A 15,983-nucleotide genomic window follows, 5' to 3' on the forward strand; every position below is an offset into this window, starting at 1 on the left:
TTAATCAGTGACAACATCGGGTGCTATTGTGCGCAGGGATTGCCGCCGGATGCAAATGCCGGCGGCGGGGACAGAGTATCAGAGCTGGCGATAGCCGGAGAGGAAGCGGCCAAAGCGTGAAATCGCCATTTCCAGATCGTCTTCGCGCGGGAGAGTCACAATACGCACGTGATCCGGCCACGGCCAGTTAAAGGCGGTGCCCTGAACCAGCAGAACTTTCTCCTGCAGCAGGAAGTCGAGCACCATTTTCTGGTCATCGTGGATATTAAAGCGTTTGGCGTCTATTTTCGGGAACATGTACAGCGCACCTTTCGGTTTGACGCAGGAGACGCCTGGGATCTCGTTGATCAACTCCCAGGCGCGGTTGCGCTGCTCAAACAGACGGCCGCCAGGCACGATAAATTCGCTGATGCTTTGATAGCCGCCGAGGGCGGTTTGAATGGCATGCTGCGCCGGCACGTTGGCGCACAGGCGCATGGATGCCAGCATCTCCAGCCCTTCAATATAGCCTTTAGCGTGTTTTTTCGGCCCGTTCAGTACCATCCAGCCCTGGCGGAAACCGGCCACGCGGTAGGTTTTAGACAGGCCATTAAAGGTCACGGTCAGCAGGTCAGGGGCCAGCGCGGCGATCGAATGGTGCTGGGCTTCGTCATACAGAATTTTGTCGTAGATTTCATCCGCGAAAATGATCAGGTTGTGTTCGCGGGCGAGCTCGACGATCTCCATCAGCAGCTCTTTTGAGTAGACCGCGCCGGTCGGGTTATTCGGGTTGATGATCACGATGCCGCGCGTACGCGGGGTGATTTTGGCGCGAATATCGTCAAGATCCGGGAACCAGTCGGCGGACTCATCGCACAGATAGTGCACCGCTTTGCCGCTGGAGAGAGAAACCGCGGCGGTCCACAGTGGATAATCCGGTGCCGGAACCAGCATTTCATCGCCGCTGTTCAGCAGCGCCTGCATGGCCTGGACAATCAGCTCCGAGACGCCGTTGCCGATATAAATATCTTCGACCGTCACATCGCGCATGCCGCGGGCTTGATAGTGCTGCATGATGGCTTTGCGCGCAGAGTACAGGCCTTTTGAATCACAGTAGCCCTGGGCAGTCGGGAGGTTGCGAATAACGTCAACAAGGATCTCGTCAGGGGCGTCAAAGCCGAACGGAGCCGGGTTGCCGATGTTCAGTTTCAGGACTTTATTGCCTTCTTCTTCAAGGCGTTTTGCCTCTTTCAGAACCGGGCCGCGGATGTCGTAACAGACGTTATCTAACTTGCTGGATTTTTCGATAGGGGACATGAACCTTTGACCTTTTAGCTGTTATCGCCACTCCCTGCCGTGGAAGTCAGCACGGAACAATGTACTCTTCATCCCCGATGTTTTGAAGGGTTAGCAGGAGAAGATTTTGCCTTTATGATTTTTTTGGATTAATCAATTTATCTGTCTTGTTGCGATGTCTTTTATATAATCTGCCTTTATATGGCAAAATCATGGTCAAATGTTGTGTTGGTTTGCCGTTTTCTTGAACGTTTGTATGGTTTGATTCGGTGGCATAGCGCCATGGTGGTTATTTTTTGCCAGGCGGGCAACGGGGAGGGCAAAATCGCGTATAACTATTTAAGGACCATCTACGTCTACTGGGACAGACGCTAAGTATGATGACTGTAGCGCTAATGTTAAAAATATTTAATGAGAATATTTAACAAACTAAAAAACTTTTATTTTTTACGCAAATCAGGTCTCTGTTTTTGTTAATTTAATTAAAGAGCTGAAAAAAATTTAAAATTGGCTTTAATAATAATGATTAGATCTTATCAATAATTCAGTTTTCGGTTAGGATACGACCGTTAATATCGAACAAGGACCTGATATTCGTTCGGGTTGTTATTAATATATTGTTATTGCAGGCTTTTTGTTTGTCCTTGCGCTCGCTGCCAGAGGCGGTGATTTGTGCTCTGAGCAAATTACTGCGCTTGATGATGTTTTTTTTGAATAACGTCACAGATATCTGTTCAGGGCAATAAAGCGTAGAGGTACGAATAATTTATTACTCAGAGGTTTCGCGCACTTGTCGCGAACGAGTACTTTCAAATGCAATAACGTTCTTCCAGTTGCCAATCATTTTATGGCTGGCACAAGGCTCAAGGAATAGCCGGAAACCTGGAGCACAGCATCAACGAGGCAGGTTAGCATTCGCGACCTGTGAGTGAAAAATATGATAAATGCAAATCGTCCGATACTGAATCTTGATCTTGATCTGTTGAGAACATTCGTTGCCGTTGCCGATCTCAGTACCTTTGCCGCTGCGGCTGCCGCAGTATGTCGTACCCAGTCTGCCGTCAGCCAACAGATGCAGCGTCTGGAACAGCTGGTCGGCAAGGAGCTCTTTGCCCGCCACGGGCGCAATAAATTGCTGACCGAGCAGGGCATTCAACTGCTGGGCTACGCACGTAAAATTCTGCGCTTCAACGATGAAGCCTGTATGTCGCTGATGTTCAGCGGTCTGCAGGGGGTCTTAACCATTGGGGCTTCTGATGAAACGGCAGATACGATTTTGCCTTTCTTATTAAGCCGGATCGGCGGGTTTTACCCCAAGCTGACGCTGGAAATCAAAGTGTTGAACCACCCGGACGTGGTCGGGATGCTGGCGAGCGGCGCGATTGATCTCGCGTTGACCACCCACCAGAGTGACAATGTCGATACGCTGATGCTTCGCACTTCGCCTACGCTATGGTACTGCGCGGCGGATTATGTACTGCCTCACGAGGCTTCGGTCCCGCTGGTCCTGCTCGAAGAGCCGGGTCCGTACCGTACCGATATCATCGCTGCACTGAACGCCGCCGGTACGCCGTGGCATCTGGCGCACTCGGCCACGACGCTGACGGGCGTGAGAGCGGCGGTGAAAGCCGGACTGGGCGTCACGGCGCGACCTGTTGAAATGATGAGCCCTGAACTACGTGTGGTGGGTAAAAACGAAGGACTCCCGGGATTACCAGACACGCAGTATGTGCTGAGCTGTCATCCACAGCAGGCGAGCGAATCGGCGCAGGCCATCTTCCAGTCGCTGAGCCAGGATTATAATCCCTGGTCATCTGAGGCGGTGTTTACCCCTGAAGGGGGAGACAGCACCTTCGTTTCCTGAACGGAATAAGTCACTCCGATCACAAAAAGCTGGTAACAAATTGTAAGTGTGAAAAAAGCGCCACTAAGGTTTAAATTCACCGCGGTGGCTCTTTTTTTCCTTATTTTACAGTCGTTTTCAGCGATTTGTTACTTTATTCTTATATTTATCAGCTTGTTAGGTTTGATGGCGTACTAACTTCCCTACTTTTCCCTACACTTTCAATACTTCATGCTAATGTTAAAAAACCGGCAGGTTTGTTGCTGTTTTATGGATTTAATTAACAAAACCGTGTCGCAGATCAAGAAAATACCCCTCCTTAGGGGGAGGAATCGAGGCTGAATCCTGTCAAAATAGATGGGTATTTTGATTTACAACAGAAACGGACACGATTCAACAACACTAAATCCGGTTTGTATGCAAGGTTATTTCGCATAAAAGGGCATTTAATGTTAATGAAAAAAACCTAATGTAAATTAATGTTGTTAAAACTTTTGTTGAAGTTGACAAAAGGTTAAAGAAAGGGGTAAAAAGCCACCGCATACAGCCTTCTACGTTAAGTAGGGACGCTTTTTTGCAAGGTTATTTTTTTATTCCTCCCCGTGAAACGCTGTGGCGTTCATCTGCCAGTAAGAGCAGAGGGTTAAGCGCTACACTTTTTTGGTTAAGCAATGCGTATGTCAACATCCACTGAAGTCATCGCTCATCATTGGGCATTCGCTATATTTCTCATCATTGCCATCGGCCTGTGCTGCCTGATGCTGATCGGGGGCTGGTACCTCGGCGGTCGCGCGCGCGCGCGGAGCAAGAACACGCCGTTTGAATCGGGGATCGACTCCGTTGGTTCGGCTCGCTTACGTCTTTCTGCGAAGTTTTATCTGGTTGCCATGTTCTTCGTTATCTTCGACGTGGAAGCCCTGTATCTCTACGCATGGTCGACATCCATCCGTGAAAGCGGCTGGGTCGGCTTTGTGGAAGCCGCAATTTTCATTTTAGTGCTACTGGCAGGTCTGGTTTACCTCGTTCGTATCGGCGCACTGGACTGGACGCCTGCGCGTTCCCGTCGCACGCTGGTTAATTCAGAAACAGACAGTCCCACTAACCGTCATATGCAGTAAAAGCGAGGCAATAAGATGGATTATACGCTCACCCGCATAGATCCTAACGGTGAGAACGACCGTTACCCCCTGCAGAAACAGGAGATCGTTACCGACCCCCTGGAGCAAGAAGTCAACAAAAGCGTGTATATGGGCAAGCTCGAACACGCGCTACACGACATGGTGAACTGGGGCCGCAAGAACTCAATCTGGCCTTACAACTTTGGCCTGTCATGTTGCTACGTTGAAATGGTGACGTCATTCACTGCGGTGCATGACGTTGCGCGTTTTGGCGCCGAGGTACTGCGTGCTTCCCCGCGTCAGGCTGACCTGATGGTCGTTGCCGGTACCTGCTTCACCAAAATGGCGCCGGTTATTCAACGTCTTTACGATCAGATGCTGGAGCCGAAGTGGGTTATCTCCATGGGCGCATGTGCTAACTCCGGCGGGATGTACGATATTTATTCTGTCGTCCAGGGCGTGGACAAGTTTATCCCGGTTGATGTCTACATCCCGGGCTGTCCGCCGCGTCCGGAAGCTTATATGCAGGCGCTGATGCTGCTGCAGGAGTCCATTGGTAAAGAACGTCGTCCGCTCTCGTGGGTGGTTGGCGATCAGGGCGTGTATCGCGCCAACATGCAGTCGGAACGCGAGCGTAAACGTGGTGAACGCATTGCAGTGACCAATCTGCGGACGCCGGACGAGATTTAACTTGCGCCTGCGGGCGGTGGAACAACACTTCGCAAATCTATCTACAACAGCGCGAAGTCCCGCCCGGCAGTCACCACGGACCTTTTGCAATGGTGAACAATATGACCGATTTACATGCGCATGATGCCGCACCCGCCTGGCAAACCCGCGATCACCTCGATGACCCGGTGATCGGCGAACTGCGCAATCGTTTTGGGCCGGATGCCTTTACCGTTCAGCCAACCCGCACCGGCGTTCCGGTGGTCTGGGTTAAGCGTGAACAGCTGCTGGAGGTGGGTGATTTCCTGAAGAAATTGCCGAAGCCTTACGTCATGCTGTTTGACTTACATGGCATGGACGAGCGTCTGCGCACCCACCGTGACGGGTTACCCGCCGCGGACTTTTCCGTTTTCTATCACCTGATCTCCATTGAACGTAATCGCGACATCATGCTCAAGGTAGCATTGTCCGAAAACGATCTGCGCGTGCCGACCTTTACCAAACTGTTCCCGAACGCCAACTGGTATGAGCGTGAGACCTGGGAAATGTTTGGCATTGATATCGAAGGCCACCCGCACCTGACGCGCATCATGATGCCGCCGACCTGGGAAGGGCATCCGCTGCGTAAAGACTACCCGGCGCGCGCCACCGAATTCGACCCGTTTGAGCTGACCAAGGCCAAGCAGGATCTGGAAATGGAAGCGCTGACCTTCAAACCGGAAGAGTGGGGCATGAAGCGCGGGACCGAAAACGAGGACTTTATGTTCCTTAACCTCGGCCCGAACCACCCGTCCGCGCACGGTGCGTTCCGTATCGTTCTGCAGCTTGATGGTGAAGAGATCGTCGACTGCGTACCGGATATCGGCTACCACCACCGTGGTGCTGAAAAGATGGGTGAACGTCAGTCCTGGCACAGCTATATTCCGTATACCGACCGTATCGAATACCTCGGCGGCTGCGTCAACGAGATGCCTTACGTACTGGCGGTAGAGAAGCTGGCCGGGATCACCGTGCCGGATCGCGTCAACGTGATTCGCGTTATGCTTTCCGAACTGTTCCGTATCAACAGTCATCTGCTGTACATCTCGACCTTTATTCAGGACGTCGGTGCCATGACGCCGGTGTTCTTCGCCTTTACCGACCGTCAGAAGATCTACGACCTGGTGGAGGCCATTACCGGCTTCCGTATGCACCCGGCGTGGTTCCGTATCGGCGGTGTGGCGCACGATCTACCGCGTGGCTGGGATCGCCTGCTGCGTGAATTCCTTGAGTGGATGCCAAAACGTCTGGACTCTTACGAGAAAGCCGCGCTGCGTAACAGCATTTTGATCGGCCGTTCGAAAGGGGTTGCCGCCTATAACGCCAAAGAAGCGCTGGAGTGGGGTACCACCGGTGCTGGTCTGCGTGCGACGGGGATTGGCTTCGACGTGCGTAAATGGCGTCCATATTCTGGCTATGAAAACTTTGACTTTGAAGTCCCGACCGGTGGCGGTATTTCCGACTGCTATACCCGCGTGATGCTGAAAGTTGAAGAGCTGCGCCAGAGCCTGCGTATTCTTCAGCAGTGTCTCGACAACATGCCGGAAGGCCCGTTCAAAGCCGATCATCCGCTGACGACGCCGCCGCCGAAAGAGCGCACGCTGCAGCATATCGAAACCCTGATTACGCACTTCCTGCAGGTTTCCTGGGGTCCGGTCATGCCGGCCAACGAATCCTTCCAGATGATTGAAGCGACGAAGGGTATTAACAGTTACTACCTGACCAGCGACGGCAGCACCATGAGCTATCGTACCCGTATCCGTACGCCGAGCTATGCGCACCTGCAGCAGATCCCGGCAGCTATTCGCGGCAGCCTGGTATCCGACCTGATCGTCTATCTGGGTAGTATCGATTTTGTTATGTCAGACGTGGACCGCTAATTATGCACGAGAATCAACAACCACAAACTGAGGCTTTTGAGCTGAGTGCGGCAGAGCGTGAGGCCATTGAGCACGAGAAGCACCACTACGAAGACCCGCGTGCGGCGTCCATTGAAGCGCTGAAGATTGTTCAGAAGCAGCGTGGCTGGGTGCCGGATGGCGCGATCTATGCGATCGCCGACGTTCTGGGCATCCCGGCAAGTGACGTTGAAGGTGTCGCGACCTTCTACAGCCAGATCTTCCGCCAACCGGTTGGTCGCCACGTGATCCGCTATTGCGACAGCGTGGTGTGCCATATCACCGGCTTCCAGGGGATCCAGTCCGCTATCGAGAAAAAGCTCGACATCAAACCGGGTCAAACCACCTTTGATGGCCGCTTCACTCTGCTGCCGACCTGCTGCCTGGGCAACTGCGACAAGGGACCGACGATGATGATTGACGAGGATACTCACAGTTATCTGACGCCGGAGGCGATTCCTGACCTGTTGGAGCAGTATAAATGAAGACCGTGATCCGTACTGCCGAAACGCATCCGCTGACCTGGCGCCTGCGCGATGATAAACAGCCGGTGTGGCTGGATGAATATCAGAGCAAAAATGGCTATGCCGGCGCCCGTAAAGCGCTGCTGGGCCTGGCGCCGGATGAGATCGTCAATCAGGTAAAAGACGCCGGTCTGAAAGGACGCGGCGGCGCAGGATTTTCCACCGGTCTGAAGTGGAGCCTGATGCCGAAAGACGAATCCATGAACATCCGTTACCTGCTGTGTAACGCCGATGAGATGGAGCCGGGCACCTATAAAGACCGCCTGCTGATGGAGCAGCTGCCGCACCTGCTGGTGGAAGGCATGCTGATTTCCGCGTTTGCGCTGAAAGCGTACCGCGGCTACATCTTCCTGCGCGGCGAATACATTGAAGCCGCTCAACACCTGCGCCGGGCCATTGCCGAAGCGACCGAAGCCGGTCTGCTTGGCAAAAATATCCTCGGTACCGGTTTTGATTTCGAGCTGTTTGTCCACACCGGGGCAGGGCGCTACATCTGCGGTGAAGAGACCGCGCTGATTAACTCCCTCGAAGGGCGTCGCGCCAACCCGCGCTCCAAGCCGCCTTTCCCGGCGAGCTCCGGCGTGTGGGGCAAACCGACCTGCGTCAACAACGTCGAAACCCTGTGCAACGTCCCGGCGATTCTGGCCAACGGCGTGGAGTGGTACCAGAACATTTCAACCAGCAAAGATGCTGGCACCAAACTGATGGGCTTCTCTGGCCGGGTGAAAAATCCGGGCGTATGGGAGCTGCCGTTTGGTACCACCGCGCGTGAAATCCTCGAAGATTACGCTGGCGGCATGCGTGATGGCCTGAAGTTTAAGGCCTGGCAGCCGGGCGGGGCGGGAACCGACTTCCTGACCGAAGCGCATCTTGATCTGCCGATGGAATTCGAAAGTATTGGTAAAGCAGGGAGCCGTTTGGGTACTGCACTAGCGATGGCCGTCGACCACGAGATTGGCATGGTACCGCTGGTACGTAACCTGGAAGAGTTTTTCGCCCGCGAGTCCTGCGGCTGGTGTACGCCATGCCGTGATGGTCTGCCGTGGAGCGTGAAAATTCTGCGCGCGCTGGAACGCGGAGAAGGCCAGCCGGGGGATATCGAGACACTTGAGCAACTGTGTCGATTCCTGGGGCCGGGGAAAACCTTCTGTGCGCATGCGCCAGGTGCGGTCGAACCGCTGCAGAGCGCCATTAAATATTTCCGCGACGAATTCGAAGCAGGCATTAAGCAGCAGTTCAGCAATACCCATGCTATCAACGGGATTCAGCCGAACCTGCTTAAGACGCGCTGGTGATTCCCACACACTCATTCAGCCTGCGGTAAGACGGCAACTGAATGAGGCAGTGGTAACGATTTTTTAATTTGGAAGCATGCTAATGGCTACGATTCATGTAGATGGCAAAGAATACGAGGTCAACGGAGCGGACAACCTGCTAGAGGCTTGTCTCTCTCTTGGGCTTGATATTCCCTACTTTTGCTGGCACCCGGCGCTCGGTAGCGTCGGTGCTTGCCGCCAGTGTGCGGTGAAGCAATATCAAAACGCGGAAGACACGCGTGGTCGCCTGGTGATGTCCTGTATGACGCCGGCATCCGACGGGACCTTTATTTCTATTGACGACGGCGAAGCGAAGCAGTTCCGCGAGAGCGTGGTCGAGTGGCTGATGACCAACCACCCGCACGACTGTCCGGTCTGCGAAGAGGGCGGCAACTGCCACCTGCAGGATATGACCGTCATGACCGGTCACAGCTTCCGTCGCTACCGTTTCACCAAACGTACCCACCGTAACCAGGACCTGGGGCCGTTCATCTCTCACGAAATGAACCGCTGCATCGCCTGCTATCGCTGCGTGCGTTATTACAAAGATTATGCCGACGGCACCGATCTGGGCGTGTATGGCGCGCATGACAACGTCTACTTTGGTCGCCCGGAAGATGGCGTGCTGGAAAGTGAATTCTCCGGCAACCTGGTTGAAGTCTGCCCGACCGGCGTATTCACCGATAAAACGCACTCCGAGCGCTATAACCGTAAATGGGATATGCAGTTTGCCCCAAGCATCTGCCAGCAGTGTTCCATCGGCTGCAACATCAGCCCGGGTGAGCGTTATGGCGAACTGCGTCGTATCGAAAACCGTTATAACGGTACCGTAAACCGCTACTTCCTCTGCGACCGCGGTCGTTTCGGCTATGGCTATGTGAACCTGAAAGACCGTCCGCGTCAGCCGGTTCAGCGCCGTGGCGACGATCTGATTACCCTCAACGCCGAACAGGCGATGCAGGGTGCCGCAGATATTCTGCGTCAGTCGAAGAAGGTTATCGGTATCGGCTCTCCGCGTGCCAGCATCGAAAGCAACTTCGCGCTGCGTGAGCTGGTGGGTGAAGCAAACTTCTATACCGGCATCGCCAAAGCAGAGCAGGAACGTCTGCAGATGATGCTGAAAGTGCTGCGTGACGGCGGTATCCATACCCCGGCGCTGCGCGAAATCGAATCCTACGATGCAGTACTGGTGCTGGGCGAAGATATTACCCAGACAGGCGCCCGCATCGCGCTGGCCGTGCGTCAGGCGGTGAAAGGCAAAGCACGTGAAATGGCGGCGGCCCAGAAAGTGGCTGACTGGCAGATCGCGGCGATCCTGAACATCGGTCAACGTGCGAAACACCCGCTGTTTGTCACCAATATCGATGACACGCGCCTCGATGATGTCGCCGCGTGGACCTACCGCGCGCCGGTAGAAGATCAGGCGCGTCTGGGCTTTGCCATCGCCCATGCGCTGGATGATTCCGCGCCGGCAGTGGACGGACTGAGCAGCGACCTGAAAGGCAAAATCGACGTTATCGTCCAGGCGCTGGCCGGGGCGAAGAAACCGCTGATTGTCTCCGGGACCAACGCCGGCAGCATCGAAATCATTCAGGCAGCAGCTAACGTTGCGAAAGCGCTGAAAGGTCGCGGCATTGACGTCGGTGTCACCATGGTGGCCCGTGCGGTCAACAGCGTCGGTCTGGGCATGATTGGCGGCGGTTCCCTGGAAGCGGCGCTGAGCGAGCTGGAAACCGGTGCGGCCGATGCCGTGGTGGTGCTGGAAAACGATCTGCACCGTCATGCTTCCGCTGCGCGTGTGGATGCTGCCCTGGCGAAAGCGCCGCTGGTCATGGTTATCGACCATCAGCGCACCGCGATTATGGACAAAGCCCACCTGGTGCTGTCCGCCGCGAGCTTTGCCGAAAGCGACGGCACGGTAGTGAACAACGAAGGCCGCGCCCAGCGTTTCTTCCAGGTTTACGACCCTGCTTACTACGACGGCAGCACCGTGATGCTGGAAAGCTGGCGCTGGTTGCACTCTCTACACAGCACCGTCGACAACCGTCAGGTTGACTGGACCCAGCTGGACCATGTTATTGACGCTGCCGTGGCGAAACTGCCGCAGCTGGCGGGTATCAAAGATGCCGCGCCGGATGCGACCTTCCGCATTCGTGGGCAGAAGCTGGCCCGTGAACCGCATCGTTACAGTGGTCGTACGGCAATGCGCGCCAATATCAGCGTGCACGAACCGCGTCAGCCGCAAGATAAAGACACCATGTTTGCCTTCTCGATGGAAGGGAACAACCAGCCGTCTGCACCGCGTTCGCAAATCCCGTTCGCATGGGCACCGGGCTGGAACTCCCCGCAGGCGTGGAACAAGTTCCAGGATGAAGTGGGCGGGAAACTGCGCCACGGCGATCCGGGCGTGCGTTTGATTGAAGCGTCTGCCAGCGGTCTTGAGTACTTTACCGCGGTGCCGGCCGGCTTCCAGGCTGAAGAAGGTCAATGGCGTATCGCGCCGTACTACCATCTGTTTGGCAGCGATGAACTGTCGCAGCGTTCTCCGGTCTTCCAGAGCCGCATGCCGCAGCCGTACATCAAGCTCAACCCGGCCGATGCCGCGAAGCTTGGGGTCAACGATGGCGCGATGCTCTCCTTTAGCGTTGAAGGCCAGGCGATGAGTCTGCCGCTGATCGTCTCGGCAGGTCTGACTGCAGGACAGGTTGGCTTACCGATGGGCATGCCGGGCATTGCGCCGGTACTGACCGGCGTTCGTATTGACACACTGCAGGAGGCGAAAGCATGAGTTGGTTAACACCGGATCTCATCGACATTCTGTTAAGCATCCTGAAAGCCGTCGTCATTCTGCTGGTGGTGGTGACCTGCGGCGCGTTCATGAGCTTTGGCGAACGTCGTCTGCTGGGCCTGTTCCAGAACCGCTACGGACCGAACCGTGTCGGCTGGGGCGGCTCGCTGCAGCTGGTCGCCGACATGATCAAGATGTTCTTTAAAGAGGACTGGGTTCCGCGCTTTACGGACCGCGTCATCTTTACTCTGGCGCCGGTTATCGCCTTCACGTCATTACTGCTGGCCTTTGCAATCGTGCCGGTCAGCCCGACGTGGGTGGTTGCCGATCTGAACATCGGTATTCTGTTCTTCCTGATGATGGCAGGTCTTGCGGTATATGCGGTGCTGTTCGCTGGCTGGTCGAGTAACAACAAATACTCGCTGCTGGGGGCAATGCGTGCTTCTGCGCAGACCCTGAGCTACGAAGTGTTCCTCGGGCTGTCGCTGATGGGCGTCGTGGCGCAGGCGGGCTCGTTCAACATGAGCGATATCGTCAACAACCAGGCGCATCTGTGGAACGTCATTCCGCAGTTCTTCGGTTTTGTCACCTTTGCCATCGCGGGCGTTGCGGTCTGTCACCGTCACCCGTTTGACCAACCGGAAGCCGAGCAGGAACTGGCCGATGGTTACCACATTGAATATTCCGGTATGAAGTTCGGTCTGTTCTTCGTGGGTGAATATATCGGGATTGTCACCGTGTCAGCGCTGATCGTGACGCTGTTCTTCGGTGGCTGGAATGGCCCATGGTTACCTCCGTTCATCTGGTTCGCGCTGAAAACCGCGTTCTTCATGATGATGTTCATTTTGATCCGCGCATCATTACCGCGTCCGCGTTATGACCAGGTAATGTCCTTTGGCTGGAAGGTATGCCTGCCGTTAACGCTGATCAACTTGTTGGTAACGGCGGCTGTCATTCTCTGGCAGGCGCAATAAGGGGTGAATTGACCATGACCTTAAAAGAATTATTGGTGGGGTTCGGCACCCAGGTCCGCAGTATCTGCATGATCGGGATGCACGCCTTCGCCAAACGTGAAACACAGATGTATCCGGAAGAGCCGGTATATCTGCCGCCGCGCTACCGTGGCCGTATCGTGCTGACGCGCGATCCGGACGGCGAAGAGCGTTGCGTTGCCTGTAACCTGTGTGCGGTAGCGTGTCCGGTAGGCTGTATCTCTTTGCAGAAAGCAGAGACCAAAGACGGCCGTTGGTACCCGGAATTTTTCCGCATCAACTTCTCACGCTGCATTTTCTGCGGCCTGTGTGAAGAAGCGTGCCCGACCACGGCGATTCAGTTGACCCCGGACTTCGAACTGGGCGAATACAAGCGTCAGGATCTGGTGTACGAAAAAGAGGATCTGCTGATTTCCGGTCCGGGCAAATACCCGGAATATAACTTCTACCGGATGGCGGGTATGGCAATCGACGGCAAAGATAAGGGCGAAGCAGAGAACGAAGCTAAGCCTATCGACGTCAAGAGCCTGTTACCGTAAGGAGAGGGCAATGGAATTCGCTTTTTATATCTGTGGCCTTATCGCCATCCTCGCAACCCTGCGGGTGATCACCCACACCAATCCGGTACACGCCTTGCTGTACCTGATTATTTCGCTGTTGGCGATTGCCGGGGTGTTCTTCTCGCTGGGCGCGTACTTCGCCGGTGCGCTGGAAATCATCGTTTACGCCGGGGCCATCATGGTGCTGTTCGTCTTCGTGGTGATGATGCTCAACCTGGGCGGCAGCGAAATCGAGCAGGAACGTAAATGGCTACAGCCGGGGATCTGGATCGGTCCGGCAATTTTATCTGCGGTGCTGCTGGCGGTTATCGTCTATGCCATCCTGGGTCTGAACGATCAGGGCATTGATGGCACGGCGATCAGTGCGAAAGAAGTGGGTATTGCGCTGTTTGGCCCGTACGTCCTGGCGGTGGAGCTGGCCTCCATGCTGCTGCTGGCCGGTCTGGTCGTCGCCTTCCACATCGGCCGTGAAGAGCGCGTCGGTGAAGTGCTGAGCAACCGTCAGAACGATAGCGACAAAAGAAAAACGGAGGAACACGCATGATTCCCTTAACACATGGGCTGATCCTCGCCGCTGTCCTGTTTGTGCTCGGCCTGACGGGTCTGGTCATCCGCCGCAATCTGCTGTTTATGCTGATTAGCCTGGAGATCATGATCAACGCTGCGGCGCTGGCTTTCGTGGTGGCAGGCAGTTACTGGGGCCAGACTGACGGTCAGATAATGTATATCCTCGCCATCAGCCTCGCGGCTGCGGAAGCGAGTATCGGCCTGGCGCTGTTGCTGCAGCTCCATCGTCGCCGCCAGAACCTGAACATCGATTCAGTAAGTGAGTTGCGTGGATGAACATGCTTGCCTTAACCATACTTCTGCCATTGATTGGCTTTGTTCTGCTCTCCTTCTCCCGTGGGCGCTGGTCGGAAAACCTGTCCGCCACCGTGGGGATGGGGTCAGTGGGGCTGGCGGCGCTGGTGACCGCGTTTGTCGGCGTTGACTTCTTTGCCAACGGCAAGCAGGCGATCAGCGTGCCGCTGTGGACCTGGATGTCGGTGGGTGATTTCAACATCGGCTTCAACCTGGTGCTGGACGGCCTGTCGCTGACTATGCTGTCCGTGGTGACCGGCGTAGGCTTCCTGATCCACATGTTCGCCTCCTGGTATATGCGCGGCGAAGAGGGATACTCCCGCTTCTTTGCCTACACCAACCTGTTTATTGCCAGCATGGTGGTTCTGGTGCTGGCCGATAACCTGCTGTTGATGTATCTCGGTTGGGAAGGCGTGGGTCTGTGCTCCTATCTGCTGATCGGTTTCTACTATACCGATCCGAAGAACGGCGCTGCCGCGATGAAAGCGTTCGTGGTGACCCGTGTCGGTGACGTATTCCTCGCCTTCGCGCTGTTCATTCTCTATAACGAACTGGGTACCCTGAACTTCCGCGAAATGGTTGAACTGGCGCCAGCACACTTCGAAGCCGGCAACAATATGTTGACCTGGGCGACGCTGATGCTGCTGGGTGGTGCGGTCGGTAAATCCGCGCAGCTGCCGTTGCAGACCTGGCTTGCGGATGCGATGGCTGGTCCGACGCCAGTCTCCGCGCTGATCCACGCCGCGACCATGGTTACCGCCGGTGTCTACCTGATTGCTCGTACTCACGGCCTGTTCCTGATGACCCCGGAAATTCTGCATCTGGTCGGGATCGTCGGGGCGGTAACGCTGGTGCTGGCAGGCTTCGCCGCGCTGGTGCAGACCGATATCAAACGCGTACTCGCTTACTCCACCATGAGCCAGATTGGCTACATGTTCCTCGCGCTTGGCGTACAGGCCTGGGATGCGGCGATTTTCCACCTGATGACCCACGCGTTCTTTAAGGCGCTGCTGTTCCTGTCGTCCGGCTCGGTGATTCTGGCCTGCCACCACGAACAGAACATCTTCAAAATGGGCGGCCTGCGTAAGTCTATCCCGCTGGTGTACGTCTGCTTCCTGGTCGGGGGCGCGGCGCTGTCCGCACTGCCGCTGATCACCGCAGGCTTCTTCAGTAAGGACGAGATCCTCGCCGGTGCGATGGCCAACGGTCATATCAATCTGATGGTTGCAGGCCTGGTCGGCGCGTTTATGACCTCACTGTATACCTTCCGGATGATCTTCATCGTCTTCCACGGTAAAGAACAAATTCACGCCCATGCAGGGAAGGGGATTACCCACCATCTGCCGCTGATCGTGCTGTTGGTTCTGTCGACCTTCGTTGGCGCACTGATTGTTCCGCCGCTGCAGGGCGTCCTGCCGCAGACCACCGAACTGGAGCACGGTCGCGTGATGACGCTGGAGATAACCTCTGGAATTATCGCGATTGCCGGGATCCTGATTGCCGCCTGGCTGTGGCTGGGTAAACGCACGCTGGTGACGGCTATCGCCAACAGCGCGCCGGGCCGTCTGCTGGGCACCTGGTGGTACAACGCCTGGGGCTTCGACTGGTTATACGACATGGTGTTCGTGAAACCATTCCTTGGCATCGCGTGGCTGCTGAAACGCGACCCGCTGAACGCCATGATGAACATTCCGGCGATCCTCTCCCGCTTTGCAGGTAAAGGCCTGCTGTTCAGCGAGAACGGGTATCTGCGTTGGTATGTGGCATCCATGAGCGTCGGCGCGGTTATCGTGCTGGCGCTGCTGATGGTATTGCGTTGAGTTTGAGAACCGTTGTGTTGCCCGGCGGCGCAGAGTTTGCCGGGCTTACGGGACTGTAGATCGGATAAACGAAGTGCTATCCGACACAATAAACCCGCAATACGAAGTGAATGATTATCGAATTCGTTGAAATCAGGTCTTAAAGGACAGGCGTTATCGGCGAAGTCAAAGTGGGTACCGCCTGCGCACGGCAACCGCAGCGTACTGAAGTACGTGAGGGTTGCGAGCACAGCCGGGTTCGCGATGACGAGTAAGATAGCCTGAACTGGACTTAAATAAG

General features: G+C 55.4%; 13 protein-coding genes. 12 read left to right on the forward strand and 1 reads right to left on the reverse strand.

The features are described from left to right. Positions 1-78 precede the first annotated feature (78 nt). The gene (gene alaA / locus ACMYSP_RS19860; protein ID WP_434583755.1) at positions 79-1,296 is read right to left on the reverse strand and encodes an alanine transaminase AlaA; all 1,218 of its coding nucleotides are present in this window, start codon (positions 1,294-1,296) and stop codon (positions 79-81) included. A 916-nt stretch (positions 1,297-2,212) separates the two neighbouring features. Here alaA and ACMYSP_RS19865 point away from each other — a divergent pair. The 12 genes from ACMYSP_RS19865 to nuoL all read left to right on the forward strand — a co-directional run bounded on the left by ACMYSP_RS19865 (position 2,213) and on the right by nuoL (position 15,703). Continuing rightward, complete coding sequence (locus ACMYSP_RS19865) at positions 2,213-3,139, forward strand: LysR family transcriptional regulator (RefSeq protein WP_434583757.1); 927 nt, start codon at positions 2,213-2,215, stop codon at positions 3,137-3,139. A gap of 650 nt (positions 3,140-3,789) precedes the next feature. Beyond that, positions 3,790-4,236: an NADH-quinone oxidoreductase subunit NuoA gene (nuoA, locus tag ACMYSP_RS19870; protein ID WP_123755232.1), complete on the forward strand. Its 447-nt coding sequence runs from the start codon at positions 3,790-3,792 to the stop codon at positions 4,234-4,236. A gap of 15 nt (positions 4,237-4,251) precedes the next feature. After that, positions 4,252-4,926, forward strand: a complete 675-nt coding sequence (gene nuoB, locus ACMYSP_RS19875) for an NADH-quinone oxidoreductase subunit NuoB (protein WP_002913178.1) — start codon at positions 4,252-4,254, stop codon at positions 4,924-4,926. 89 nt (positions 4,927-5,015) lie between these two features. Next, complete coding sequence (gene nuoC / locus ACMYSP_RS19880) at positions 5,016-6,824, forward strand: NADH-quinone oxidoreductase subunit C/D (protein WP_434583760.1); 1,809 nt, start codon at positions 5,016-5,018, stop codon at positions 6,822-6,824. A 2-nt stretch (positions 6,825-6,826) separates the two neighbouring features. Continuing rightward, positions 6,827-7,327 carry an NADH-quinone oxidoreductase subunit NuoE gene (gene nuoE, locus ACMYSP_RS19885; protein WP_004865099.1) on the forward strand — a complete coding sequence of 167 codons (501 nt, stop codon included), beginning with the start codon at positions 6,827-6,829 and terminating at the stop codon, positions 7,325-7,327. Continuing rightward, positions 7,324-8,661, forward strand: coding sequence for an NADH-quinone oxidoreductase subunit NuoF (gene nuoF / locus ACMYSP_RS19890; RefSeq protein WP_123755230.1), 1,338 nt, complete (start codon positions 7,324-7,326; stop codon positions 8,659-8,661). Before nuoE ends, nuoF begins: the two co-directional genes overlap by 4 nt. An 82-nt stretch (positions 8,662-8,743) precedes the next feature. Beyond that, positions 8,744-11,470: an NADH-quinone oxidoreductase subunit NuoG gene (gene nuoG / locus ACMYSP_RS19895; RefSeq protein ID WP_434583761.1), complete on the forward strand. Its 2,727-nt coding sequence runs from the start codon at positions 8,744-8,746 to the stop codon at positions 11,468-11,470. Next, positions 11,467-12,444 (forward strand): NADH-quinone oxidoreductase subunit NuoH, encoded by a 978-nt coding sequence (gene nuoH / locus ACMYSP_RS19900; RefSeq protein ID WP_004865093.1) that lies wholly within the window; start codon positions 11,467-11,469, stop codon positions 12,442-12,444. The genes nuoG and nuoH overlap by 4 nt, the downstream gene beginning before the upstream one ends. A 14-nt stretch (positions 12,445-12,458) precedes the next feature. Beyond that, on the forward strand, positions 12,459-13,001 hold the full coding sequence (gene nuoI / locus ACMYSP_RS19905) for an NADH-quinone oxidoreductase subunit NuoI (protein ID WP_015365590.1): 543 nt from the start codon (positions 12,459-12,461) through the stop codon (positions 12,999-13,001). Positions 13,002-13,011: 10 nt separating this feature from the next. Continuing rightward, positions 13,012-13,566, forward strand: a complete 555-nt coding sequence (gene nuoJ / locus ACMYSP_RS19910; RefSeq protein WP_123755228.1) for an NADH-quinone oxidoreductase subunit J — start codon at positions 13,012-13,014, stop codon at positions 13,564-13,566. Beyond that, entirely contained in the window at positions 13,563-13,865 is a 303-nt protein-coding gene (gene nuoK, locus ACMYSP_RS19915; RefSeq protein WP_100682775.1) for an NADH-quinone oxidoreductase subunit NuoK, read from the forward strand. Before nuoJ ends, nuoK begins: the two co-directional genes overlap by 4 nt. Beyond that, positions 13,862-15,703 (forward strand): NADH-quinone oxidoreductase subunit L, encoded by a 1,842-nt coding sequence (nuoL, locus tag ACMYSP_RS19920; RefSeq protein WP_123755227.1) that lies wholly within the window; start codon positions 13,862-13,864, stop codon positions 15,701-15,703. The genes nuoK and nuoL overlap by 4 nt, the downstream gene beginning before the upstream one ends. Positions 15,704-15,983 lie beyond the last annotated feature (280 nt).

It is taken from the genome of Klebsiella sp. R390 (assembly GCF_051131745.1).
Classification (GTDB): Bacteria; Pseudomonadota; Gammaproteobacteria; order Enterobacterales; family Enterobacteriaceae; genus Klebsiella.

Coding starts and splice junctions, on each gene's coding strand:
- nuoK (WP_100682775.1), top strand. CDS start 13,563: ATGATTCCCTTAACACATGGGCTGATCCTCGCCGCTGTCCTGTTTGTG.
- nuoG (WP_434583761.1), top strand. CDS start 8,744: ATGGCTACGATTCATGTAGATGGCAAAGAATACGAGGTCAACGGAGCG.
- nuoJ (WP_123755228.1), top strand. CDS start 13,012: ATGGAATTCGCTTTTTATATCTGTGGCCTTATCGCCATCCTCGCAACC.
- nuoE (WP_004865099.1), top strand. CDS start 6,827: ATGCACGAGAATCAACAACCACAAACTGAGGCTTTTGAGCTGAGTGCG.
- nuoB (WP_002913178.1), top strand. CDS start 4,252: ATGGATTATACGCTCACCCGCATAGATCCTAACGGTGAGAACGACCGT.
- ACMYSP_RS19865 (WP_434583757.1), top strand. CDS start 2,213: ATGATAAATGCAAATCGTCCGATACTGAATCTTGATCTTGATCTGTTG.
- nuoI (WP_015365590.1), top strand. CDS start 12,459: ATGACCTTAAAAGAATTATTGGTGGGGTTCGGCACCCAGGTCCGCAGT.
- alaA (WP_434583755.1), bottom strand. CDS start 1,296: ATGTCCCCTATCGAAAAATCCAGCAAGTTAGATAACGTCTGTTACGAC.
- nuoA (WP_123755232.1), top strand. CDS start 3,790: ATGCGTATGTCAACATCCACTGAAGTCATCGCTCATCATTGGGCATTC.
- nuoC (WP_434583760.1), top strand. CDS start 5,016: ATGGTGAACAATATGACCGATTTACATGCGCATGATGCCGCACCCGCC.
- nuoF (WP_123755230.1), top strand. CDS start 7,324: ATGAAGACCGTGATCCGTACTGCCGAAACGCATCCGCTGACCTGGCGC.
- nuoL (WP_123755227.1), top strand. CDS start 13,862: ATGAACATGCTTGCCTTAACCATACTTCTGCCATTGATTGGCTTTGTT.
- nuoH (WP_004865093.1), top strand. CDS start 11,467: ATGAGTTGGTTAACACCGGATCTCATCGACATTCTGTTAAGCATCCTG.